20 protein-coding genes are annotated in these 23,424 nt (G+C 71.9%); 17 read left to right on the top strand and 3 right to left on the bottom strand.

All coding sequences use genetic code 11. The annotated features are described in order from the left end of the window. Nucleotides 1-84 precede the first annotated feature (84 nt). Both SNR22_RS13920 and SNR22_RS13915 read left to right on the top strand, forming a co-directional pair. On the top strand, nucleotides 85-600 hold the full coding sequence (locus tag SNR22_RS13920; protein WP_320067162.1) for a MarR family winged helix-turn-helix transcriptional regulator: 516 nt from the start codon (nucleotides 85-87) through the stop codon (nucleotides 598-600). 306 nt (nucleotides 601-906) lie between these two features. After that, nucleotides 907-1,746, top strand: coding sequence for a hypothetical protein (locus SNR22_RS13915; protein WP_320066971.1), 840 nt, complete (start codon nucleotides 907-909; stop codon nucleotides 1,744-1,746). Between the two features lie 209 nt (nucleotides 1,747-1,955). On the opposite strand, the gene SNR22_RS13910 is transcribed toward SNR22_RS13915, so the two are convergent. Then, complete coding sequence (locus SNR22_RS13910) at nucleotides 1,956-2,159, bottom strand: cold-shock protein (RefSeq protein WP_229400095.1); 204 nt, start codon at nucleotides 2,157-2,159, stop codon at nucleotides 1,956-1,958. A gap of 181 nt (nucleotides 2,160-2,340) precedes the next feature. On the opposite strand from SNR22_RS13910, the gene SNR22_RS13905 reads away from it, so the two are divergent. After that, nucleotides 2,341-3,036: a class I SAM-dependent methyltransferase gene (locus tag SNR22_RS13905; protein ID WP_320066970.1), complete on the top strand. Its 696-nt coding sequence runs from the start codon at nucleotides 2,341-2,343 to the stop codon at nucleotides 3,034-3,036. A 95-nt stretch (nucleotides 3,037-3,131) separates the two neighbouring features. Here the strand turns inward: SNR22_RS13905 and SNR22_RS13900 are convergent, their stop codons facing one another. Next, nucleotides 3,132-3,785: an MBL fold metallo-hydrolase gene (locus SNR22_RS13900; protein WP_320066969.1), complete on the bottom strand. Its 654-nt coding sequence runs from the start codon at nucleotides 3,783-3,785 to the stop codon at nucleotides 3,132-3,134. 316 nt (nucleotides 3,786-4,101) lie between these two features. Between SNR22_RS13900 and rsgA the strand changes: the two genes are divergently transcribed. From rsgA to SNR22_RS13885, 3 genes are all read left to right on the top strand, one after another. Further along, complete coding sequence (gene rsgA, locus SNR22_RS13895; protein WP_320066968.1) at nucleotides 4,102-5,154, top strand: ribosome small subunit-dependent GTPase A; 1,053 nt, start codon at nucleotides 4,102-4,104, stop codon at nucleotides 5,152-5,154. Between the two features lie 368 nt (nucleotides 5,155-5,522). Then, complete coding sequence (gene uvrA / locus SNR22_RS13890; protein ID WP_320066967.1) at nucleotides 5,523-8,471, top strand: excinuclease ABC subunit UvrA; 2,949 nt, start codon at nucleotides 5,523-5,525, stop codon at nucleotides 8,469-8,471. Nucleotides 8,472-8,650: 179 nt separating this feature from the next. Then, complete coding sequence (locus SNR22_RS13885; protein WP_320066966.1) at nucleotides 8,651-9,124, top strand: Rieske (2Fe-2S) protein; 474 nt, start codon at nucleotides 8,651-8,653, stop codon at nucleotides 9,122-9,124. Nucleotides 9,125-9,137: 13 nt separating this feature from the next. Here the strand turns inward: SNR22_RS13885 and SNR22_RS13880 are convergent, their stop codons facing one another. Further along, entirely contained in the window at nucleotides 9,138-12,326 is a 3,189-nt protein-coding gene (locus tag SNR22_RS13880) for a penicillin acylase family protein (protein ID WP_320066965.1), read from the bottom strand. A 385-nt stretch (nucleotides 12,327-12,711) separates the two neighbouring features. Here SNR22_RS13880 and SNR22_RS29375 point away from each other — a divergent pair, with 385 nt between their 5' ends. The 11 genes from SNR22_RS29375 to SNR22_RS13830 all read left to right on the top strand — a co-directional run bounded on the left by SNR22_RS29375 (nucleotide 12,712) and on the right by SNR22_RS13830 (nucleotide 23,394). Further along, the gene (locus tag SNR22_RS29375; protein ID WP_413775630.1) at nucleotides 12,712-12,819 is read left to right on the top strand and encodes a jacalin-like lectin; all 108 of its coding nucleotides are present in this window, start codon (nucleotides 12,712-12,714) and stop codon (nucleotides 12,817-12,819) included. A 9-nt stretch (nucleotides 12,820-12,828) separates the two neighbouring features. Next, on the top strand, nucleotides 12,829-14,772 hold the full coding sequence (gene uvrC, locus SNR22_RS13875; protein ID WP_320066964.1) for an excinuclease ABC subunit UvrC: 1,944 nt from the start codon (nucleotides 12,829-12,831) through the stop codon (nucleotides 14,770-14,772). Between the two features lie 177 nt (nucleotides 14,773-14,949). Continuing rightward, on the top strand, nucleotides 14,950-15,852 hold the full coding sequence (locus SNR22_RS13870) for a hypothetical protein (protein WP_320066963.1): 903 nt from the start codon (nucleotides 14,950-14,952) through the stop codon (nucleotides 15,850-15,852). A 301-nt stretch (nucleotides 15,853-16,153) separates the two neighbouring features. Then, on the top strand, nucleotides 16,154-17,122 hold the full coding sequence (gene rapZ, locus SNR22_RS13865; protein ID WP_320066962.1) for an RNase adapter RapZ: 969 nt from the start codon (nucleotides 16,154-16,156) through the stop codon (nucleotides 17,120-17,122). Beyond that, nucleotides 17,119-18,138 carry a uridine diphosphate-N-acetylglucosamine-binding protein YvcK gene (locus tag SNR22_RS13860; RefSeq protein WP_320066961.1) on the top strand — a complete coding sequence of 340 codons (1,020 nt, stop codon included), beginning with the start codon at nucleotides 17,119-17,121 and terminating at the stop codon, nucleotides 18,136-18,138. Before rapZ ends, SNR22_RS13860 begins: the two co-directional genes overlap by 4 nt. Before the next feature lie 54 nt (nucleotides 18,139-18,192). Then, complete coding sequence (whiA, locus tag SNR22_RS13855) at nucleotides 18,193-19,173, top strand: DNA-binding protein WhiA (protein WP_320066960.1); 981 nt, start codon at nucleotides 18,193-18,195, stop codon at nucleotides 19,171-19,173. A 336-nt stretch (nucleotides 19,174-19,509) separates the two neighbouring features. Then, nucleotides 19,510-20,514, top strand: a complete 1,005-nt coding sequence (gene gap / locus SNR22_RS13850) for a type I glyceraldehyde-3-phosphate dehydrogenase (RefSeq protein WP_320066959.1) — start codon at nucleotides 19,510-19,512, stop codon at nucleotides 20,512-20,514. Nucleotides 20,515-20,566: 52 nt separating this feature from the next. After that, nucleotides 20,567-21,766, top strand: a complete 1,200-nt coding sequence (locus SNR22_RS13845; RefSeq protein WP_320066958.1) for a phosphoglycerate kinase — start codon at nucleotides 20,567-20,569, stop codon at nucleotides 21,764-21,766. After that, nucleotides 21,766-22,557, top strand: a complete 792-nt coding sequence (gene tpiA / locus SNR22_RS13840; RefSeq protein ID WP_320066957.1) for a triose-phosphate isomerase — start codon at nucleotides 21,766-21,768, stop codon at nucleotides 22,555-22,557. The genes SNR22_RS13845 and tpiA overlap by 1 nt, the downstream gene beginning before the upstream one ends. 95 nt (nucleotides 22,558-22,652) lie before the next feature. Next, nucleotides 22,653-22,913, top strand: coding sequence for a preprotein translocase subunit SecG (gene secG, locus SNR22_RS13835; RefSeq protein WP_320066956.1), 261 nt, complete (start codon nucleotides 22,653-22,655; stop codon nucleotides 22,911-22,913). 136 nt (nucleotides 22,914-23,049) lie between these two features. Beyond that, the gene (locus SNR22_RS13830; protein WP_320066955.1) at nucleotides 23,050-23,394 is read left to right on the top strand and encodes an RNA polymerase-binding protein RbpA; all 345 of its coding nucleotides are present in this window, start codon (nucleotides 23,050-23,052) and stop codon (nucleotides 23,392-23,394) included. Nucleotides 23,395-23,424 lie beyond the last annotated feature (30 nt).

The following is a 23,424-nucleotide window of genomic DNA, read 5'->3' as shown; positions in this document are numbered from 1 at the left end:
GATAAGCGAGATTATCTGTCGTTCCTCTATGCTGCAAACGAGACCGGACCGGGGGGAGGAAGCGACGGCGTGGCAGCGCACGGGATGTTTCGGCGACGCGACAGCCGGCGCGACCGGCTCGTCGCCGACATCACCAACGATCTGCGCCGGTACTCCGTCGACGCCCAGCACATCGGGCACGCCTTCGCCGGGCTGCACGGGCTCAACGCCACCGACCTGCACGCCCTGATCGCCGTCATGGACGCCGAACTCGCCGGCGCGCCGATCACCCCGGGCCGGCTGGGGAAGCAGCTCAACCTCTCCTCCGGTTCGGTGACCGCGCTGGTCGACCGGCTGGAGCGGACCGGGCACATCCGCCGGGACCGCGACACCGTCGACCGGCGAAAGGTGTTCCTGCACTACGCCGACCGGGGCGCCACGCTGGCCAAGGAGTTCTTCCAGCCGCTGGGGCGTCGCACCGACCAGGTGATGGCCGGCTTCGGCGACGACGAGCTCGAGGTGGTCCACCGGTTCATGACGGCGATGGTCACGTCCATGCGCGAGCACCGCGACGACGTGCGGGCCGAAGGATCGGAGTCCTTGCCGCACCCCGGGGAGTGACCGACCAGCGTCGTTACGGCACCGGCGGTGATCACCCTGCGTTGTGCGGACAGAGGGTACACCTTCCATCGAGTGCGGAACCGGATGCGATAGTACGTTCCGACCGTGCGTGCCCTATCCGAAATGCAGGGCTCTGAGCTGGCAAAACACTCGAAAGTGTCGCTACGCTCACGGAAGTTGCACGCTCTCGTGCACACCTGGCCGGCCTGGTCCGAACACCGCAATACATCACGCGATGTGACTGCCCCTGGTTGGTCTTCCCGCGAGGAGAGGGTGGCCCCGATGACTCGGGCCCCAGCGAATCTCTTGACCGTCCGAAGCCTTCTACTGACCTACCTCGACGTCGACCCCCGCACCTCGCGCCCCCAGGACCTGGAACCGGCCGAGGTCGGCATCGTCGGCGACGCCGCACACCTTGGCGGCTACCACTGCGGCTCCGACCGGGTGGTGACCGGCGACTACTCCGTGGTCGAGTCCCCCCGGGACCGGGCGGGGCTGACCCTCGACGCCTCCGCCCTGGACGTCGGTGGCTTCGCCGTCGCGTCCGGCGGTCGCACCCATGACCTGCGCTCGTTCTCCCTCTGGTGCGTCGCGCAGTGCGTCGCCGGCACGGCCGACACCCAGGACATCCGGGAGATCATCTACTCCCCGGACGGGGCGAGTGTCCGGCGCTGGGACCGGCTCGGTCGGCGCACCACCGGCGACACGAGCCACCTGTGGCACACCCACTTCAGTTTCTTCCGCGACTCCACCAAGGCGGGCCGGGCCCAGACCGGGCTGTTCCGCCGCTACCTCACCACCATCGGTCTCATCGAAGAGGAGGACGACATGAGCGCCCAGGCCGAGATGCAGATCAACAGCATTTTCAGTGCCATGTTCAACGGCGGCTCCAGCATGGGCCGCCGGGTCGACCCGGACGGCGCCGGCCCCGCGCCGGAGTCCAACAGCGTCGTGGCCAAGCTGGACTACACGATGTACCGCCTTGACGCGGTGATCGCCCAGCTCGCCACCCTGTCGACCAAGGGGCTCGCCACCGAACCGGCCGGCGTGCTCGCCGCGCTGACCCCGGAGGAGATCGCCGCCGCGCTGCCGCCCGAACTGGCCAGGCAGGTGGTCGGCGAGATCGCCCGGCGGACAGCCGCCTGAGAAAGGACCGGCACCGACCAGGGGCGTCTGGACCTGCCCACTCGCGGCGGCGCGGGCCGGACGAGAGGGTCGCGGCGGCGCGGGCTGACACTCCATGGGCCGATACTCCATGGGGAACGCGAGAGGGGCCGCGCATGGCGCGGCCCCCGGGGGTGCGCGGTTGCGGGGGGGGGGGGGGGCCCCCCCCCCCCCCCCCCACCGGCACGGAACTAGATCGGACGGACGTTGTCCGCCTGCGGGCCCTTCTGCCCCTGGGTTACCTCGAACTCGACCTTCTGGCCCTCGTTGAGTTCGCGGTAGCCGCTCGACGCGATGGCCGAGTAGTGGACGAACACGTCCGGACCTCCGCCGTCCTGCTCGATGAAGCCGAAGCCCTTTTCCGAGTTGAACCACTTGACCGTGCCGGTAGCCATGCTTTTCTCCCTGTTCAATGCGGGTGACCACCGACCGCCGGCCGATGATCGCCCTTTACCTCCTTGACAGTAACCGGCAAAACCCCGATCTGCTGTGCGAAGTGCCGTAGGGATTCAGGTAAAACCTGCGGGGGCGCGCCGAACCGGGCCGAAAGCCACGCGAAGCGTCGGCCGCTACGGCATGCTTGCCCCGGTGAAGACTCCCGCAGCCGCTGCGCTGACCGACCTGAAGCGGGAGATCGAGGCGCCCGGTGCCGGGCTGGACCGGCTCCGGCTGGTCTCCACCCCGTTCGTCCCCGAGGTGCGACTGCACCTCGCCGAGGATCCCATCGTCTGGTGGGCCAGGCTGGAGGCCGCCGCCGGCCACCCCCTGCCCGCGCCGTACTGGGCGTCGGTCTGGCCCGGCGGACAGGCCCTCGCCCGACACCTGCTCGACCACCCCGAGCTGGTCGCCGGCCGGCGAGTGCTGGACCTGGCCGCCGGCTCGGGGCTGGTGGCGATCGCCGCCGCGCTGGCCGGCGCGTCTCAGGTCGTCGCCAACGACATCGACCCGTACGCGGTGGCGTCCGTCACGCTCAACGCCCAGGTGAACCGGGTCACCGTCACCGCCACCGGGGAGGACCTGCTCGACTCCGACCCCGGTGACGCGGACCTGCTGGTCGCCGGGGACGTCTTCTACGACGAGGGCCTGGCCGCACGGATGCTGCCGTTCCTGCGCCGGGCCGCCGACCGGGGCAGCCAGGTGCTGGTCGGCGACCCCGGCCGCGGCCACCTGCCGCGCAGCCGGCTGGACATGGTGGCCAGCTATCTGGTGCCCACCACCGAACCCGCCGTCGACACCCCGGTGCGCCGCGTCGAGGTGCTGCGTCCCCGCTGACGGGGCCGGCCCGGTGCGCCGGGCGTCGAGGTGCTGCGTCCCCGCTCACGGTGCCCGTCCGGCGCGCCGACCCGGGGGCGGCGCGCCGGATCCGGTCACCAGCCGCGCGCCCGCCACTGGGGCAGCGACGGGCGTTCCGCGCCCAGCGTGCTGTCCCCGCCGTGACCCGGGTAGAACCACGTCTCGTCCGGCAGTTGGTCGAACAGCCGGTGCTCCACGTCGTCGATGAGCTGCCCGAACCGCTCCCGGTCCCGGTCCGTGTTGCCGATGCCACCCGGAAATAGCGAGTCCCCGGTGAACAGGTGCGGGGTGCCGGCCGGGTCCCGGTAGAGCAGGGCGATCGAGCCCGGGGTGTGCCCGCGCAGGTGGATGACCTCCAGCGTGCGGTCTCCGACCGTGACGGTGTCGCCGTCGGCGAGGGACTCCGCCCCGATCGGCAGGCCGGCGGCGTCGTCGGCGTGGACCAGCGGCCGGGCACCGGTCTTGGCCACCACTTCCTCCAACGCCACCCAGTGGTCCATGTGCTGGTGGGTGGTGACCACGGTGGCCAGGCCGGCGTCGCCGACCAGCTCCAGCAGCCGGGGCGCCTCGTTGGCCGCGTCGATCAGCAGCTGCTCGCCGGTGCCCGTGCACCGCAGCAGGTAGGCGTTGTTGTCCATCGGCCCCACCGACACCTTGGTGATGGTGAGCCCGTCGAGTTCGCGTACGGCCGGTGGGCCGCCGGGGCTGACGTCTCCGCTGTAGGTCATGGTCGTTCCACATCCATTCCGGTGGGTTCGGCGGGGGTGACGGCGAGTGTTCACCCGGCGGCGCGGCCGGCCGGGCCACGAGCTCGGGGCGGGGCCGGTGATGGTGGGCGCCGCCGCGGGTGGCGATCCGCGGTCACGCCCCGACCCTAACGGTCCCCACCCCCGGCGTCGCCGTGGAAATCGCTTTCGGCGCGTCGGCCCGCCCCCTACCGTCGGCGTCGTACGCGGCACCGGGACGGCGGCGGAGGAGGTGGTGTCCATGCCGGTCGAGCACACGAGTCGTGCCACCAGTCACCCCGAAACCGGAGAGGTTCCCATGACCATCGACCTGACCGCCCTCGGCTGGGACGCCGAGCGCGCGGTCCACGCACGTAGGCACCCCGGCCGGCGGCCGGGCCGGGTGGCCCGGGTCGACCGCGGCGTGTGCACCGTGTTCGGCGCCGACGGCCCGCTCCGCGCCACCCTAGGCCCGGCGATGCTGGCCGCCGCCGCCGGCGATCTGACCCGGCTGCCCTGCGTGGGGGACTGGGTACTCCTGCGCACCTGGCCGGACGGGCCGGTCACCGTGGAGTGCGTGCTGCCCCGGCGTACCGCGCTGGTTCGGCGCACCGCAGGCAAGGATGCCAGCGGCCAGCTCCTCGCCGCCAACCTGGACACCGCTGCCGTCGTCGAGCCGGTGCACCCGGAGCCGGACGTCGCCCGCATCGAGCGGCTGCTCGCCCTCGCCCACGAGTCAGGCGCCACCCCGCTGGTGGTGCTCACCAAGGTCGATCTTGCCGCCGACCCCGCGGCGATCGCCCGGCAACTCGCCGGGGCCGCGCCGGGGGTGCCGGTGCTGCCGATCAGCGCGGAGCGGGGTGTCGGCCTCGACCCGCTGCGCGCCCACGTCGCCCCGGGCCGCACCCTGGCCCTGCTCGGGCCGTCCGGGGCCGGCAAGTCGAGCCTGGTCAACGCCCTCGCGGGGGCGGTGGTGATGCCGACCCAGGCGATCCGCCGGGTCGACGGCAAGGGCCGGCACACCACCACCTGGCGGGCGCTGGTCCCGGTTCCCGGCGGCGGCGCGGTACTGGACACCCCGGGGGTGCGGGCGGTCGGCCTGTTCGACGGTGCCACCGGCCTGGACCGGGCCTTCGCCGACATCGCCGAGTTGGCTGACGGCTGCCGGTACGCCGACTGCGCCCACGACGCCGAGCCGGGCTGCGCGGTCCGCGACGCTCTCGCCGCCGGGGAACTGACCGCCCGCCGGTACGACAGCTGGCGCAGGCTCGGGCGGGAGGTCACCTTCGAGACCCGCCGTCGGGAGGCCCGGTCGGCCGCCGAGCGCCGGAGCGGCTGGCGCAGTGCCCGCCGCCGGACACCCCGTCCGTAGCCGGTGCGGCCCCGTCCGTAGCCGGCGGATACCCGTTGGTGACCGGTGCCGCTCCCGTCACGCACCGTTGTCGTGGCGTTGCTCGTCGCCGCGGCGGGGTGGGGCGCGTCGTCGGGCGTCGCGGGTGGCCACCGGCGGCGGGGTACCCCGTCGTCGATGGGGCCGGCGGTGGTCGGGAACCGGTCCGGCGCGACTGGAGTGAGCTGGGGGAATGCGCGGGCGCGGGAAGTTGTCGTACCTCGGAGCTAGAGTTGCCGAGGCGCTTGGACTGCGCCCGCACCACCGTTCAGGGCCGTCCCGGAACCTCCCGGACCGCGCCGGAGCGGACAGAACATCCTCGCCTTCTTTCACCCGGGAGTACACGGACCGTGGCCGATCGACTGATCATCCGTGGCGCGCGCGAGCACAACCTGCGTGACGTCAGTCTCGACCTGCCCCGGGACGCCCTGATCGTCTTCACCGGGCTCTCCGGCTCCGGCAAGTCGAGCCTGGCCTTCGACACGATCTTCGCCGAGGGGCAGCGCCGCTACGTCGAGTCGCTCTCCTCGTACGCCCGGCAGTTCCTCGGCCAGATGGACAAGCCGGACGTCGACTTCATCGAGGGGCTCAGCCCCGCCGTCTCCATCGACCAGAAGTCCACCTCGCGCAACCCGCGCTCCACCGTCGGCACGATCACCGAGGTCTACGACTACCTGCGGCTGCTCTTCGCCCGGGTGGGCGAGCCGCACTGCCCGGTCTGCGGTGAGCGGATCTCGAAGCAGAGCCCGCAGCAGATCGTCGACCGGGTCCTCGCGATGGCCGCGGGCACCAAGTTCATGGTGCTCGCCCCGGTCGTACGCGGCCGCAAGGGCGAGTACGTCGACCTCTTCGCCGAACTCCAGGGCAAGGGATACGCGCGGGCCCGGGTCGACGGCGTGGTCTACCCGCTGACCGAGCCGCCGAAGCTCAAGAAGCAGGAGAAGCACACCATCGAGGTGGTGATCGACCGGCTCACCGTCAAACCCAGCGCCAAGCAGCGGCTGACCGACTCGGTCGAGGCGGCGCTCGGCCTCTCCGGCGGCCTGGTGCTGCTCGACTTCGTCGACCTCGCCGAGGGTGACCCGGACCGGGAGCGGCGCTACTCGGAGCATCTGGCCTGCCCCAACGACCACCCCCTGGCGATCGAGGACCTGGAGCCGCGGGTCTTCTCCTTCAACGCCCCGTACGGCGCCTGCCCCGAGTGCACCGGCCTGGGCACGAAGAAGGAGATCGACCCGGAGCTGGTCGTCCCCGACCCGGAGCGCAGCCTGCGTGAGGGCGCGATCCAGCCCTGGTCCAACGGCCACAACCTGGAGTACTTCCTGCGCCTGCTGGAGGCGTTGGGCGAGACCGAGCACTTCGACGTGGACACGCCGTGGCGGGCCCTGCCGTCGCGGGCGCAGAAGACGATCCTGCACGGTTCCGGCGATCAGGTGCACGTGCGCTACCGCAACAAGTTCGGCCGCGAGCGCTCCTACTACACCGGCTTCGAGGGCGTGGTGCAGTGGATCGAGCGCCGGCACACCGACACCGAGTCGGAGTCGTCGCGGGACAAGTACGAGGGCTACATGCGCGACGTGCCCTGCGCGGCCTGCGGCGGGGCCCGGCTCAAGCCGGAGGTGCTCGCGGTCACCCTGGCCGGCAAGAGCATCGCCGAGTTGTGCAACCTGTCGGTGGGGGAGTGCGCCGACCTGCTGGCCGGCATCGAGCTGACCGACCGGCAGAAGATGATCGCCGAGCGGGTGCTCAAGGAGATCAACGCCCGGTTGACGTTCCTGCTCGACGTCGGGCTGGACTACCTCTCCCTGGACCGGCCGGCCGGCACCCTCTCCGGCGGCGAGGCCCAGCGCATCCGGCTGGCCACCCAGATCGGCTCCGGCCTGGTCGGTGTGCTCTACGTGCTCGACGAGCCGTCCATCGGCCTGCACCAGCGGGACAACCACCGGCTGATCGAGACCCTGGTCCGGCTGCGCGGGCTGGGCAACACGCTGATCGTGGTCGAGCACGACGAGGACACCATCCGCGCCGCCGACTGGATCGTCGACATCGGCCCGGGCGCGGGGGAGCACGGCGGCGAGATCGTGCACTCCGGTTCGGTGTCCGAGTTGCTGGCCAACCCGGAGTCGGTCACCGGGGCGTACCTGTCGGGGCGCAGGGAGATCCCGACGCCGGACCGACGCCGGCCGCGGAGCCCCGACCGGGAGCTGGTGGTGCACGGTGCGCGGGAGCACAACCTGCGCAACCTCACCGTGTCGTTCCCGCTCGGCCAGCTCATCGCGGTCACCGGGGTCAGCGGCTCGGGCAAGTCGACCCTGGTCAACGACATCCTGCACGCGGTGCTGGCCAACCAGCTCAACCGCGCCCGGCACGTGCCGGGCCGGCACACCCGGATGACCGGCCTGGAGCACGTGGACAAGGTCGTCGGCGTCGACCAGTCGCCGATCGGCCGCACCCCGCGCTCCAACCCGGCCACCTACACCGGGGTCTGGGACCACGTCCGCAGGCTCTTCGCCGAGACCACCGAGGCCAAGGTCCGGGGGTACGGCCCCGGCCGGTTCTCGTTCAACGTCAAGGGTGGCCGCTGCGAGGCGTGCTCCGGCGACGGCACCCTCAAGATCGAGATGAACTTCCTCCCCGACGTGTACGTCCCGTGCGAGGTCTGCAAGGGCGCCCGGTACAACCGGGAGACCCTGGAGGTGCACTACAAGGGCCGGACGGTCTCCGACGTGCTGGAGATGCCGATCGAGGAGGCGGCGGAGTTCTTCTCCGCCATCCCGCCCATCCACCGGCACCTCAAGACGCTGGTCGACGTGGGCCTGGGCTACGTGCGGCTCGGACAGCCCGCGCCGACGCTCTCCGGCGGTGAGGCGCAGCGGGTCAAGCTCGCCTCCGAGCTGCAGAAGCGCTCCACCGGCCGGACGGTCTACGTGCTGGACGAGCCGACCACCGGCCTGCACTTCGAGGACATCCGCAAGCTGCTGATGGTCCTGGAAGGCCTGGTCGACAAGGGCAACACGGTGATCACCATCGAGCACAACCTCGACGTGATCAAGACGGCCGACTGGCTGATCGACATGGGCCCGGAGGGCGGTCACCGGGGCGGCAGTGTGCTGGCCACCGGCACTCCCGAGGAGGTCGCCGAGGTGTCCGAGAGCCACACCGGGCAGTTCCTGCGCCACGTGCTCAAGCTCGACGGCCCGGCCAGGGGCGCCAAGGCGGCCACCGGCCGGGCCGCCAAGGCCAACGGCGCCACCACCCGGTCCCGGGCCGCCCGCAACGTCCCGGCCGGGGCGCGCTGAACGACCGACCGACGCCGGGTCGGCGACCGACGGCTGCCCGTTGTCGGGAGTCCGTCACCTCGCCGACCCGAGGCGATCACGGTGGTCGATTCGTTGAACCCTTGGGCGCCGTGGCCCGTGGACAGGTAGGTATGGCCGCAGGCCACGACGGGCGGCGGCAGTCGAGAGAAGGGCCAGATATGAGCGATGAAAAGGTGCAGATCGGGCCGGGCGCGCAGACGCGCCGTGCCCTCCTCGCCGGTGCCGGGGCGGTGGGCGCGGCGGTTGTCCTGTCGGCGTGCGGTGGCGACGACGACACCGACAGCGGCTCCGCCCCGACCAGCGGCGGCCCGGGCGCGACCGGCCCGGGCGACACCCCGGGCTCCTCCAGCGCGCTCGCCCTGACCACGGACATCCCGGTCGGCGGCGGCGCGGTGTACGCCAGCAAGGGCGTGGTGATCACCCAGCCCGAGGCCGGCACCTTCAAGGGGTTCGACCCGATCTGCACCCACCAGCGCTGCCCGGTGTCGAACGTCGACGGCGGCACGATCAACTGCACCTGCCACAACAGCAAATTCTCCATCACCGACGGCTCGGTGAAGCAGGGCCCGGCGACGAAGCCGCTGGCGGCCAAGGAGATCACTGTCGACGGCGACCGGATCAGCCTCGCCTGAGCCGGTCGCGGCGTCAGTGGGCGTACACCGACATCTCCCACAGCGAGAAGCCGTACTCGGTGGCCCGGGTCTCCCCGCGCATCCGCACGTAGCGGGCGGTGCCGGCGGGGAAGGCCGCCACGTCGGTGCCACCGTCGCCGGCCGTGGTCGACCAGGCCGTACGCCAGGTGGTCCCGTCGGCGGAGACCTCGATCCGGTACGACCGCGCGTACGCCGCCTCCCAGGCCAGCACCACCCGGCTCACCGTTCGGGCCGAGCCCAGGTCGACGGTGAGCGTCTGGTTGTCGTTGTGGGAGCTGGCCCACCGGGTGCCGAGGTTCCCGTCGACGGCCCTGGCGGCGGGGTAGAGGAACTGGGTGCTCGACGCGGTCGCCGCCTTACCGGCGGCGAGGTTGGTCAGGTCGTCGCCCCGCTTCGCGGGGAACGAGACCACCTGCTGGTAGGTGGGCCGGTTCTGCCAGGCGATCGTGGCGTGCTTGATCCCGCCCAGCGGCGACTGGATGATCGCGTCGGCGCACCACTGGTCGCCGGCGGCGCAGGTGGCGTCGCCGGGATAGACCTGGGCGGCCGGGGTCGCCGCCGCCGTACGTAGCGAGTCGAGCAGGATCTGCCGGCACCCGGCGAGGGTGCCGCCGCCGCAGTACGTGCGGCCGAGGCCGCCGGAGACCGGGTCGCCGAGCACCGTGCGCAGGTCCTTGTCGACGTACCCCCACCAGCCGTGCTGGAACGACGAGCCCTTGTGCGACTGGGCCTCGGAGGGGGCCTCGTTGATCTGGATGGTGTTGACCAGCGACTGGTACAGGTCCGGGCCGAGCGGGGCGGAGAACATCCCCTGGACCAGCAGCGGCCACCAGGCGTCGAAGGTGCGGATCGCGTCGGCGTGCTGGTACACCTTCGAGCCCTTGGCCGTTTCCACCCGCAGCGCGCCGGCCTGCCGCCACGCCTTCAGCCGGCCGATCTCGGCGGCCAGGGTGGCATCGCCGACGGGCTGGCTCTCCAGCACCCGGATCAGCTCGTCGAGCACCTCGATCCCGCGCAGGTCGGTCAGCCCGGCCTGCTCCACGAGGCTGGTCAGCGACGCCCGGTCGAACTTCTTCCCGGACGCGATGGCCGCCTTCAGCGGCCGGTCCAGCAGGTTGCCCCGGTGCACCGCGCCGAAGCTGAAGTTGCCGTCGGCGGCGCCGAAGTCCTTGGCCTGCTTGTTGTTCCAGCTGATGTAGTAGTCCTGGTTCACCGAGCGGGGGTGGGCGGCCAGCGGTGCGTACGTGGCGGTGTTCGTCGCCGGCTGGTAGCCCGGCCACTCGTAGGCGGCCTCACCCTTCATCGGCAGGTTCGGGTTGGACCCGGCGGCCCGCACCGGGTTGAGCCCGGAGTTGAAGTACGCCGACTGGGTGGAGTTGACGTAGAACCAGTTGAACGCGTACTCGACGTTGTTCGCCGAGTTGATGAAGGCGTCGGCGGAGCCCATCTGGGCCGGGTCGTTGAACAGTTGGAAGCCGATCGCGGAGTCGGCCTCGTGCCGGTAGGTGGAGCGGAGCTGGGTGAACGCGTGCGGCCGACCGCCGACGGTGCCGCGCCAGGCGATCAGGCCGAGCTTCGTCCGCCAGGCGGTGAGTTTGTACGACCCGGCGGGGGTGGTGTCGGCAACCGTCGGGTTCCACCTGTTGGTGTGCGCGAGCTGCTCCATCGCCAGGCACTGACCGCGGTAGAGGTAGCTGGTGCTGGCCAGGGTGGGCGCGCTGCCGTCGGTGGTGCAGAGCGGCACCGCGTACGTGTCGGTGATGTCCTGGACCGACGAGGTGGCGCTCCAGGCGTAGTCCTGGCCGCGACCGAGCAGCACGTAGAGGTTCAGGCCGGCGAACGCGGCGCCCCGGGCACTGATCCCCGGGCCCTGCAACTCCTGGATCATCAGCAGCTGCGGGGAGAAGTAGCCGGTCTGCGGGCCGAACACGGCGATCGGGTGACCGGTCGCGGAGTTGGCGGCGGAGACGAGGGCCGCGTTGGACATGCCCCGGTGCGCCGGGTCGATGGTCAGCCCGGACAGCGCTGCGGCCAGCTCGGAGCTCTTGCCGGCCGTGCTGGTGGCGGAGCCGGTCGGGTCGGTGAAGACCGGCTCGGCCTTCGTGGAGCCGGCGTCGGGTAGCGCCACGCTCGCCGCGTCGGCGGAGGCGGAGCCGTACGGGAAGCTCTGCCCGTCGTGCAGGGTCAGCACGGCCTCGGGGTCGTTCTGGCTGCGGAAGGCCGTCCACACCCGGTCGCCCTCGGTCGGGCCGTACTTGGCCCGGGCGGCGATGCGCACCAGCGCGGACTGCATCTCGTTGCCGCCCCCACCGCCGAACAGGCCGCCGACCACGCCGGCGATGGCGATCAGGTCGGTCGTCTTGAACGGCTCCGGGCCGCCCTTGTTGGTGATCGCGTCGAGGTGCCCGGTCAGCACGTACTCGCCGGGGCAGTTGCGGTTGGCCATGCAGGTGCCGATGTAGGCGTTGATGCCGGCGATGTACTCCTGCACGTCGGTGTAGAGCCGCTCGCCGTTCGGCCCCTTGGTGCGCAGCGCGTCGACCTGGGTCTGTAGGTCCGCGTCGGTGTACGGCGCGTTGCGCCAGACGCTCTGCTCGAGGGCCCGGTTGCCCGGTGACCCGCCGGCGAACGGGGTGAGGGTGCCCCGGCCGACGTGCCGCAGCAGGTCCATGGTGAACAGTCGGTCCTCGGCCCCGGCGTAGCCGGCGCCGTACATGGTGCCGCCGCGGGTGGTGCCGGTGACGTGCGGGACGCCGGTGGCCCGGTCCCGCACGATCCGTACGTCCGAGCGGGGCGAGTAGTCGCGTTCGACCTGTCCGGAGGGGACGCCGAAGGAGGCGTCGTTGAAGAAGCTGCCGATCTGCTCCTCGCGCAGCCCGGCGTAGCCGTAGACCAGGTCGGCGTACTTGCCGAGCTGGTCGGCGGAGTGCCGGGGCAGGGTGCCCGCCGCTTGGTGGGCGAGGATCTCGACGAGGGTGGCGTTGCCGTTCTGGCCGGGCGGCACGATGTCGGCGCACTCGCCGAGGCAGTGGTCCTCGGCGGTGAACGCGCTGGTGGCGACGGTAGTGGCCGGCGCGCCGACTGCGGGGGATGGGGCCGGCGTGGCGACGAGCAGCGCCGCGACGCCGATGGCGGCGGTCGCGCCGGCCAGCAGCTGGCGTGGGGTGGCGAAACGGGGCATGGCGATCCTCCGGAGGGTGGGGATCAGGACGTGGGACCGGGCGGGGATCATTACATGAAGAACATTCAGTTACCGGATGGTAATCTCCCCGCCTCGATATTGGAAGATGTCAATCAGCGGATCGGCCGCCGGTTGTCCGCGAGTGTTGAGCCGCCCGGATTCATTCGATACCCTTCGATCCCCCGAGTCGGTGTCGGCCGGACCCGGTCCCGCTGTCGAGAAGGGACGTCGGATGAGACCCGCCTGCCTGCTGGCCCCCGTGGGGGCGGCCCGCACGGCACCCCGTTCACCGACGCGGACGCCGCCGGGCCCCGGGTCACCACCGTCTCGCTGCGCGGCGGCTCCCGCCTCGACGCCGTCGGCGTCACCCGCACCCACGGCGGCGGTGACCTTCACCGCCCCGCCCGGCGGGCGGCTCGCCGGCTTCTTCGGTCGGGCCGGGGGCGAGGTGGACCAGCTCGGGGTGATCTGGCCTGTCGGGGCCAGCGGCTAGTCTCGGAGCGTGGCTGACCCCTCGACCTACCGTCCCGCGTCCGGCACCATCCCCGAAGCCCCGGGGGTCTACCGGTTCCGCGACGGCACCGGCCGGGTGATCTATGTCGGCAAGGCGAAGAACCTGCGCAGCCGCCTCAACTCCTACTTCGCCGACCTGTGGGGGCTGCACCAGCGCACCCAACAGATGGTCACCACCGCCGAGTCGGTCGACTGGGTCACCGTCGGCACCGAGGTCGAGGCCCTCCAGCTCGAATACACCTGGATCAAGCAGTACGACCCCCGGTTCAACGTCCGCTACCGCGACGACAAGTCGTACCCGTACCTCGCGGTCACCGTCGGCGAGGAGTTCCCCCGCCTCCAGGTGATGCGCGGCGCCAAGCGCAAGGGCGTGCGCTACTTCGGGCCGTACTCGCACGCCTGGGCGATCCGCGAGACCCTGGACCTGCTGCTGCGGGTCTTCCCCGCGCGGACCTGCTCGGCCGGGGTGTTCAAGCGGGCCGGTCAGGTCGGCCGCCCCTGCCTGCTGGGCTACATCGGCAAGTGCTCCGCCCCCTGCGTGGGCAGCGTCTCCGCCGAGGGGCACCGGCACATCGTCGAGGGCTTCTGCGACTTCATGGGCGGGCACACCGATGCCATGGTCCGCGGGCTCCAGCGGGAGATGACCGACGCCAGCGAGCAGTTGGAGTTCGAGAAGGCGGCCCGGCTGCGCGACGACGTGGCGGCGCTGCGCCGGGCCATGGAGAAGCAGACCGTGGTGCTCGGCGACGGCACCGACGCCGACGTGGTGGCGTTCGCCGACGACCCCATGGAGGCCGCCGTCCAGGTCTTCCACGTCCGTGACGGCCGGGTCAGGGGCCAGCGTGGCTGGGTGGTGGAGAAGACCGAGGACCTCACCACCGGCGACCTGGTGCACCACTTCTGCACCCAGGTGTACGGCGAGGAGCAGGGCGAGGCCGACGTGCCCCGCGAGCTGCTGGTGCCAGCCCTGCCCGCCGACGCCGAGGCCCTCGCCGACTGGCTGTCGGGTCGCCGGGGCAGCCGGGTGTCCCTGCGGGTGCCGCAGCGCGGCGACAAGCGCTCCCTGCTGGAGACCGTGGAGCGCAACGCGAAGGACGGCCTGGCCCGGCACAAGCTCAAGCGCGCCGGCGACCTGACCACCCGGGGCAAGGCCCTCGACGAGATCAGCGACGCCCTCGACATGCGTACCTCGCCGCTGCGCATCGAGTGCTTCGACATCTCCCAGATCCAGGGCACCGACGTGGTCGCCAGCATGGTCGTCTTCGAGGACGGTCTGCCCCGCAAGAGCGAGTACCGCCGGTTCATCGTCCGGGGCGCCACCGACGACCTCTCCGCCATGTCGGAGGTGCTGCGCCGGCGCTTCGCCCGCTACCTCGACGTCCGCGCCGAGACCGGCGAGTTGGGGGAGGAGACCGCCGCCGACCCGGACCGGCCGGGCATCGACCCGACGACCGGGCGGCCACGGAAGTTCGCGTACCCGCCGCAGTTGGTGGTGGTCGACGGCGGCGCGCCGCAGGTCGCGGCGGCGGCCCAGGCCCTCGCGGAGCTGGGCATCGACGACGTGGCGCTGTGCGGCCTGGCCAAGCGGCTGGAGGAGGTGTGGCTGCCCGACGACGAGTTCCCGGTCATCCTGCCGCGCACCTCCGAGGGGCTCTACCTGCTGCAACGGGTCCGCGACGAGGCGCACCGGTTCGCCATCACGTTCCACCGACAGCGCCGCTCCAAGCGGATGACCGAATCGGCGCTGGACACCGTGCCCGGTCTCGGCGAGGTGCGGCGCAAGGCGCTGCTGCGCCACTTCGGCTCGCCCAAGCGGCTCGCGGCGGCGTCGGTGGAGGAGATGATGGAGGTTCCCGGCGTCGGCCGGCGCACCGCCGAGGCGATCACCGCCGTCCTCAACCCGACCTCGGGATCGCCGACCACCGCCCCGTAGATCCCGCTGGGGGTGGCCACCAGCAGGTCGACCTCGTGGACATGCCCGGTTTCGGCGGTGAACGTGAAGTTCGACCATGCCCGGTACGGCTCGGTGTCCCGTGCGCCTGACGCGGCCCGGCGGGTTGGCTTCTGCCCTGATGCCGACGGGGTCGCCCCCGCCCGGTTAGATGGCCGGATGGCGGTACGCATCGACATCGAGGCCCTGCGGGGCGAGGCCGGGGCCGTGGCCTGTGACGCGGCAGAAAAGCTTCGGGCGGCCGGGCAGCCGGCGGTGATCATTTCGGCTGACGGGGGAGCATCCGGTGTGATCCGGGAGGCCGGGCAGCCGCCGTACGAGGTCTGGGTGGGAATCACGGCGGACGGCTTCACCACCGAGTGTGACTGCCGCTCCAGTGCGGAACTCTGCGCCCACGCGGTGGCCCTCACCGTCGCCGCCGTGGAGGACGGATTCGACTGGTCCTCGGCCGCGGCGACCTCTGCGTCGGCTCCGGAGAGCGATCCCAGGATCGCCGAACTGGCCGAACTCGCGTGCGGCATCCCCGTCCGGCGACTGGCGTTGCTGGTCGCCGAGTGGGCGGTCACGGATCGGGTGTTGGAGACCAGGTTGCTGGCGTACGCGGGCCGGCTCGCGCCCCTGACCACCGCCGAGCTGGATGCGGTCGGCCGCACCATCGACGATCTCGCCCACGAGGCGACCAGCGGTGAGCGTTGGGATCTGCACGACGTCGAGAAGGCGGGCCGGGCGATCGTCGAAGAGGTGCGGGTGCTGGCCGAGCGGCCGGCGACGGAGGCGAGCCTGCTGGTGGTCGAGCGGGCCGCCCGCGCCTGGGACCGCATCGTCCCGCCCCTTCTCGACACCGGGGAGACGTACGAGGAGGAGCCGGGCGAGATCGGCGGCGTGCTGCGGGCGGTCCACGTCCAGCTCTGCGAGCAGGTCCAACCGGATCCCGACGAGCTGGCGGAGCGGCTGACCGAGATCATCGAAGCGGCCGAGGTCGACTCCTGCCTCGACGAGCCGTGGGACTACCTCGGCGTGCTCGGCCACGACCGCGTCAAGACGCTCCGGAACCGCCCCTAACGTCACCCACCCCAACCCACCCCACCCACCCCAACCCACCCCAACCCCCGCTATCCCCGCGATCTTGCACTTGCGGCCCCTGACCTGTTCCTTTTGCGCCCTCTGTCCGGGCCGTAAGTGCAAGATCGACGCAAGCGGGGCGGGGTGGGGTGGGGTGGGGGCTCGGGGGTGGGGCGCGGGTGGGGTGGGGCGGGAGTGCGCTGATCGACGGGGGTCGGCGGGATAGAGTCGCAGATCGGCCATGCTCGGTCACTTCGACCGTGACGTCACCCGTGGGGGGTAGGCAGTGAACGAGGCGCGGATGCCCGAGGCGCCGGTCTCCGGCGGCCTGACAGCGGCGGGGACAGCGGCGGATAGTACGGCGGCGAGCAGGGCGGGGACAGCGTCCGAGGGTACGACGGAGGGCACCGCGGAGACCACCCTCGTGGTGGTGACCGGGGTGTCCGGTGGTGGTCGCAGCACCGTGGCGCGGGCGTTGGAGAACGTCGGCTACTACGTGGTCGACAACCTGCCCCAGGCACTGATGCTCGACATGGCCGAGCTGGCCGCCAAGGCCGGCGGCGCGGCCCGGCGTACCGCGATGGTGCTTGACGTTCGCTCGCGCGCCTTCTCCACCGACCTGGTCGGGGCGATCCGGGAGCTGAAGGACCGGGGTTTCTCCCCCCGGGTGGTCTTCGTCGACGCCGACGACGAGGTGCTGATCCGCCGGTTCGAGAGCGTGCGGCGCTCGCACCCGTTGCAGGGCGACGGGCGGCTCGCCGACGGCATCGCCGTGGAGCGGGGCCTGCTGGAGGAGGCCCGGGACCAGGCCGACGTGATCATCGACACCAGCCACCTCAACGTCAACCAGCTGCGTCGCCGGATCGAGGAGTTGTTCGGCGGCGAGGACGCCCGCCGGCTGCGGCTCACCGTGCTCTCCTTCGGCTTTAAGTATGGCCTCCCCCCGGACGCCGACTTCGTCCTCGACGCCCGGTTCCTGCCGAACCCGTACTGGGTGCCCGAGCTGCGGGAGAACACCGGTCGGGACGAGGCCGTCAGCTCGTACGTGCTGGGCCAGGAGGGGGCGGAGGCTTTCGTCGGCACGTACGCCGACCTGGTCAACGCCACCACCGCCGGGTTCGAGCGGGAGGGCAAGCGGTACCTGACGGTGGCGGTCGGCTGCACCGGCGGCAAGCACCGCAGCGTCGCCATCGCCGAGGAGTTGGCCGCCCGGCTGCGCCACTCCGGCCTTGCCGCCAACGCCCAGCACCGCGACCTGGGGCGGGAATGACGGCGACGGCAGCGCCGCTGCGCAGTGGGGATGCCGGGCACCGTACCAGGGTGGTTGCCTTCGGCGGTGGGCACGGCCTCTCGGTGTCCCTGCGGGCGCTGCGCCGGTGCTCCCCGGAGCTCGATCTGGACATTACCGCCGTGGTCACCGTCGGCGACGACGGCGGCTCCAGCGGCCGGCTGCGGGCCCGGCGGGGCGGCCTGCCCCCGGGGGACCTGCGGCAGGCGTTGGTGGCCCTCGCCGGGGACCACCCGGCCACCCGGCGCAGCGCCGGGCTGTTCCAGCACCGCTTCGCCGGCACCGCAGGCGACCCGACCGACACCGACGACGGGCTCGCCGGGCACGCGGTCGGCAACCTGGTGTTGTGCGGGCTGACCGAGCTGCTCGGCGACCCGGTCGCCGCCCTGGAGCACGCCGGGGCGATGCTCGGCGCGGTGGGCCGGGTGCTGCCCATGTCCCGCCAGCCGGTCGGCATCGAGGCCCGGGTGAGGGGCGCCGACCCGGCGTACCCGGACGAGATGCGCACGGTGCGCGGGCAGCACCAGGTAGCGGTCATCAGCGGGCGGGTGGAGTCGCTGCGGCTCACCCCGACCGCCCCGGCCGCGTGCGCGGAGGCGGTGACGGCGACCCTCGAGGCGGACTGGCTGATCTTCGGGCCGGGGAGCTGGTACACCAGTGTGCTGCCGCACCTGTTGGTGCCGGGGCTGGCCGCCGCGATCGTGGCCAGCCCGGCCCGCCGGCTGGTCACGCTCAACCTGGCGTCCGAGAAGGAGACTCTCGGGCTCTCCCTGGCCGACCACGTCGCCACCCTGCGGCACTACCTGCCCGAGTTGACGGTTGACCTGGTGCTCGCCGACGTCAAGGCGGTGGGTGATCCCGGGCCGGTCGAGCGTGCGGCAGAATCGCTTGGTGCCCGGCTGGTCCTCGCTCCGGTCGCCGTCACCGACGGCGAGCCCCGTCACGATCCGGCTGCCCTGGGCGCTGCCCTGGTGCCTGTCCTGGGCGCCGATCGTTAAGCACGTACGTAATCTCCGGCGACACGCCGGAACCGGTCCGTGAGGGGGCGCACAATGGCGATGACGGCTGCGGTCAAGGACGAGCTGAGCCGGGTCGACGTGCCCAAGCCCTGTTGTCGACGGGCGGAAATGGCGGCGCTGCTGCGCTTCGCCGGAGGGCTGCACATCGTCTCCGGTCGAGTGGTGGTGGAGGCTGAGCTCGACACCGGGGCGGCGGCCCGGCGGTTGCGCCGTGAGGTCGCCGAGGTCTACGGCTACTCCAGCGAGATCCACGTGCTCGCCTCCGGCGGGCTGCGCAAGGGCAGCCACTTCATCGTCCGGGTGGTCAAGGACGGTGAGGCCCTGGCCCGGCAGACCGGGCTGCTCGACGTACGGGGCCGCCCGGTGCGCGGCCTGCCGCCGCACGTGGTGGCCGCCAATGTCTGTTGTGCGGTCTCCGCCTGGCGGGGGGCGTTCATAGCGCACGGCTCGCTGACCGAGCCGGGCCGCTCCAGCGCTCTGGAGATCACCTGCCCCGGCCCGGAGTCCGCGCTCGCCCTGGTCGGGGCGGCCCGCCGGCTCGGCATCACCGCGAAGAACCGCGAGGTGCGCGGCGTGGACCGGGTGGTGATCAAGGACGGCGACGCGATCGCCGCGCTGCTCACCCGGGTGGGAGCCCACTCCAGCGTGCTGGCCTGGGAGGAACGCCGGGTGCGCCGCGAGGTGCGGGCCACCGCCAACCGGCTGGCCAACTTCGACGACGCCAACCTGCGCCGCTCGGCGCGGGCCGCCGTGGCCGCCGCCGCCCGGGTCACCCGGGCGTTGGAGATCCTCGCCGAGGACGCCCCCAACCACCTCACCTCCGCCGGCGAGCTGCGCCTGGAGCACCGGCAGGCGTCCCTGGAGGAGTTGGGCGCGCTCGCCGACCCGCCGCTGACCAAGGATGCCATCGCCGGGCGGATCCGCCGGCTGCTGGCGCTGGCCGACAAGCGGGCCCGCGACCTGGGGATCCCGGATACGGAAGCGGCCGTCACGCCCGACATGCTCGTGGTCTGATAGGACGGTGACGATCGGCGGGACGCCCAGCGCGCACAGCAGTGGCCGTCCCGCCCCCGCCGGGTGTCGCCGGGGTGGGCGGCGGCCCGGGAACGCGAAGAGGATCACCACCCGGCGCAGCGTGCCGCCGGTCGCTCGGATAGGGTCGCTGGGTACGGCAAGGGAGCCGGCACCGGCGCTCCTCGCCGTGCTCACCGCCTCCGGCGGTCAGGTCTCTGAAGACCGTGGCGGGGTGGCCGACATCATCTGGAATCGGCCGGCTCCAACGGTCGGCGCACATCACCTCGCCGGCCCACTGCTGACGCTGGCGGATCAGAACTTGAGGAGACGGAACCTGTGACTATCCGGGTTGGCATCAACGGCTTTGGCCGTATCGGCCGCAACTTCTTCCGGGCCGTGCTGGCGTCCGGCGCGGACATCGAGGTCGTGGCCGTCAACGACCTGACCGACAACGCGACGCTCGCCCACCTGCTCAAGTACGACAGCATCCTGGGTCGCCTGCCGCACGAGGTCAAGGCGACCGCCGACGAGATCATCGTGGGCGGCAAGGCCATCAAGGCCTACGCCGAGAAGGACCCGGCGAAGCTGCCGTGGGGCGAGGCCGGCGTGGACGTGGTCATCGAGTCCACCGGCTTCTTCACCGACGCCAACAAGGCGAAGGCGCACGTCGCCGGCGGGGCCAAGAAGGTCATCATCTCCGCCCCGGCGAAGAACGAGGACGTCACGGTCGTCATGGGCGTGAACCACGACCAGTACGACCCGGCCAAGCACACGATCATCTCGAACGCCTCCTGCACCACCAACTGTCTCGCTCCGATGGCGAAGGTGCTGCACGACACGTTCGGCATCCAGCACGGCCTGATGACGACGATCCACGCGTACACCCAGGACCAGAACCTCCAGGACGCGCCGCACTCCGACCTGCGTCGGGCCCGGGCCGCTGCGCTGAACATCGTCCCGACCTCCACCGGCGCGGCAAAGGCCATCGGCCTGGTGCTGCCGGAGCTGAAGGGCAAGCTCGACGGGTACGCGCTGCGGGTGCCGATCCCGACCGGCTCGGCCACCGACCTCACGGTCAACGTCAACCGGGAGACCACCGTGGAGGAGGTCAACGCCGCGCTGAAGGCCGCCGCCGAGGGCCCGCTCAAGGGCATCCTGGTCTACAACGAGGACCCGATCGTCTCCTCGGACATCGTCACCGACCCGGCGTCGTGCATCTTCGACGCGCCGCTGACCAAGGTCGTGGGCAACCAGGTCAAGGTCGTCGGCTGGTACGACAACGAGTGGGGCTACTCCAACCGCCTCGTCGACCTGGTCAAGCTGGTGGGTCAGTCCCTGTGAGTGCGAGGAGTGAGCTTGCGAGCCCCGCAGTCACGAACGGAGGGCTAGCTCGGTGACGATCCGCAACCTCGACGACCTGCTCGCCGAGGGGGTGTCGGGTCGGCGCGTGCTGGTACGCGCCGACCTGAACGTCCCGCTCGACAAGCAGACCGGCGCCATCGGCGACGACGGTCGGATTCGTGCGGTGCTGCCGACGCTGACCGCCCTGACCGGGGCCGGCGCGAAGGTCGTGGTCTTCTCGCACCTGGGCCGCCCGAAGGGCGCGCCCGACCCGCAGTTCAGCCTCCGCCCGGTCGCGGCCCGCCTCGGCGAGCTGCTCGGCGCCGAGGTCCGGTTCGCCGAGGACACCGTCGGCGACTCCGCCCGGTCCACGGTCGAGGCGCTCGCCGACGGCGACGTCGCCCTGCTGGAGAACCTCCGCTTCAACAAGGGGGAGACCAGCAAGGACGACGCCGAGCGGGGCGCGTTCGCCGACCAGCTCGCCGCCCTCGGCGAGGCGTACGTCGACGACGCGTTCGGCGCGGTGCACCGCAAGCACGCCAGTGTCTTCGACGTGCCGGCCCGGCTGCCGCACGTCGCGGGCCGCCTCGTGCTGCGGGAGGTGGAGGTGCTGGCGAAGCTCGCCGGCGAGCCCGAGCGGCCGTACGTGGTGGTGCTCGGTGGCTCCAAGGTCTCCGACAAGCTGGCGGTGATCGAGACGCTGCTGCCGAAGGTCGACCGGCTGCTCATCGGCGGCGGGATGTGCTTCACCTTCCTCAAGGCCCAGGGCCACGAGGTGGGCACCTCGCTGCTGGAGAAGGAGATGGTCGAGACCTGCCGCAACCTCCTGGAGCGGGCCGACGGCAAGATCCTGCTCCCGGTCGACGTGGTGGCGGCGGACGCCTTCGCCCCCGACGCGGCGCACGACACGGTCCGTGCCGACGCCATCCCGAGCCACCGGGTGGGCCTGGACATCGGCCCGGAGACGGTGGCCGGCTTCGCGGCGGCCCTGGCCGAGGCGAAGACGATCTTCTGGAACGGGCCGATGGGCGTGTTCGAGATGCCGGCGTTCGCGGGCGGCACCCGGGGCGTCGCCGAGGCGATCACCTCCGCCGACGCGTTCAGCGTGGTCGGCGGTGGCGACTCCGCCGCGGCGGTGCGCGCGCTCGGGCTGGACGAGTCGTCCTTCGGCCACATCTCCACCGGCGGCGGCGCCTCCCTGGAATACCTCGAGGGCAAGACCCTCCCTGGCATCGCGGCGCTGGAGGACTGATGGCGACGAACACCCGCCGGCCGTTGATGGCCGGCAACTGGAAGATGAACCTGAACCACTTCGAGGCCAACCTGCTGGTGCAGAAGTTGGCCGCGAGCCTCACCGAGAAGCAGCTCACCGACGTCGAGTGCGTCGTGCTGCCGCCCTTCACCGACCTGCGTACCGTGCAGACGGCCGTGGACGGCGACAAGCTGCTGATCGGCTACGGCGCGCAGGACCTGTCGCCGTACCCGTCGGGGGCCTACACCGGAGACATCTCCGGGGCGATGCTGGCGAAGCTCGGCTGCACCTACGTGGCGGTCGGCCACTCCGAGCGGCGGCAGTACCACCACGAGGACGACGCGCTGGTCAACGACAAGGTGACCGCCGCGCTGGCCAACGGGCTCACCCCGATCCTCTGCATCGGTGAGGGCCTGGAGGTCCGCGAGCAGCTTCGGCACGTGCCGCACTGCTGCGACCAGCTCGACGGCGCGCTCCGGGGGCTCACCGCGGAGCAGATCACCAAGGTCGTCGTGGCGTACGAGCCGGTCTGGGCGATCGGGACGGGCAAGACGGCCACCCCCGAGGACGCCCAGGAGGTGTGCGGGGAGGTCCGCAAGCGGCTGGCCGAGACCTTCGACCAGGCCACCGCGGACCAGGTCCGGATCCTCTACGGCGGGTCGGTGAAGTCCTCGAACATCGCCTCGATCATGGCCAAGCCGGACGTGGACGGGGCCCTGGTGGGCGGTGCGAGCCTGGACGGCGAGGAATTCGCCAAGATCTGCCGGTTCCCGGAGCACATCACCCGCTGACGGCTCGCTATCCTTGACTCCGCCCGTCCGTCGGCCGGTGCCGCAGTGCCCGACCTGTCCGGGCGAGGATCGCTACGAGAGGACTGACCCCAGCCATGCCGATCTGGTTCGCATACACGTTGATCGTGTTGCTGGTCATCACGAGCGTCATGCTCACCATGCTCATTCTGCTGCACCGCGGTAAGGGTGGTGGGATGTCGAGCATGTTCGGCGGTGGGGTCAGCTCCAGCCTCGCTGGCTCCTCGGTCGCCGAGAAGAACCTGGACCGCTACACCGTGCTGGTGGGCATCGTCTGGTTCGCCTGCATCGTCGGTCTGGGGCTCTGGTTGCGCCTTCAGCTCGACGGCGGGGCCTGATAGCGAGCCCGTCAAGCCGTACAATCTGCGCGCGGTCCGTCACCGACGGGCCGCGCGCAGGTGTTTTCCCCGCTGCACCGCGTCGCCCGCCGCTCGCCCGAGCTGCGGTCCCCTCCGACGACAGAAGCGAGCAGCCGTGGCGAGTGGCAACTTCATCCGGAGCGCCCGGACCGGATCCGGCCCGGAACGCTTCAGCGAGCGGCATGTGCCGGCCCCCCGCCGGTCGGTCACCTACTGGTGCCGCAACGACCACCACGTCGACGTGCCCATCGCGGCCGACGCCGCGCCGCCGACGCTGTGGGACTGCCCCCGCTGTGGGGTTCCGGCCGGCCAGGACCCGGGCAACCCGCCGGGCCGGGCGCGCGCCGAGCCGTACAAGACACACCTGGCGTACGTGAAGGAGCGGCGTACCCCGGAGCAGGGCGAGGCCCTGCTCGCCGAGGCCCTGGCCGCCCTGCGCCGTCGCCGGGGGCGTGCCTGACCGACCGCGCCGACCCGTCACCGACAGCAC

The sequence above is a fragment of the Micromonospora sp. RTGN7 genome (genome assembly GCF_033804645.1).
Taxonomy (GTDB): Bacteria; Actinomycetota; Actinomycetes; order Mycobacteriales; family Micromonosporaceae; genus Micromonospora.
The sequence above is the reverse complement of the archived record's forward strand: the minus strand, read 5'-3'. Positions and strand labels throughout refer to the sequence as shown.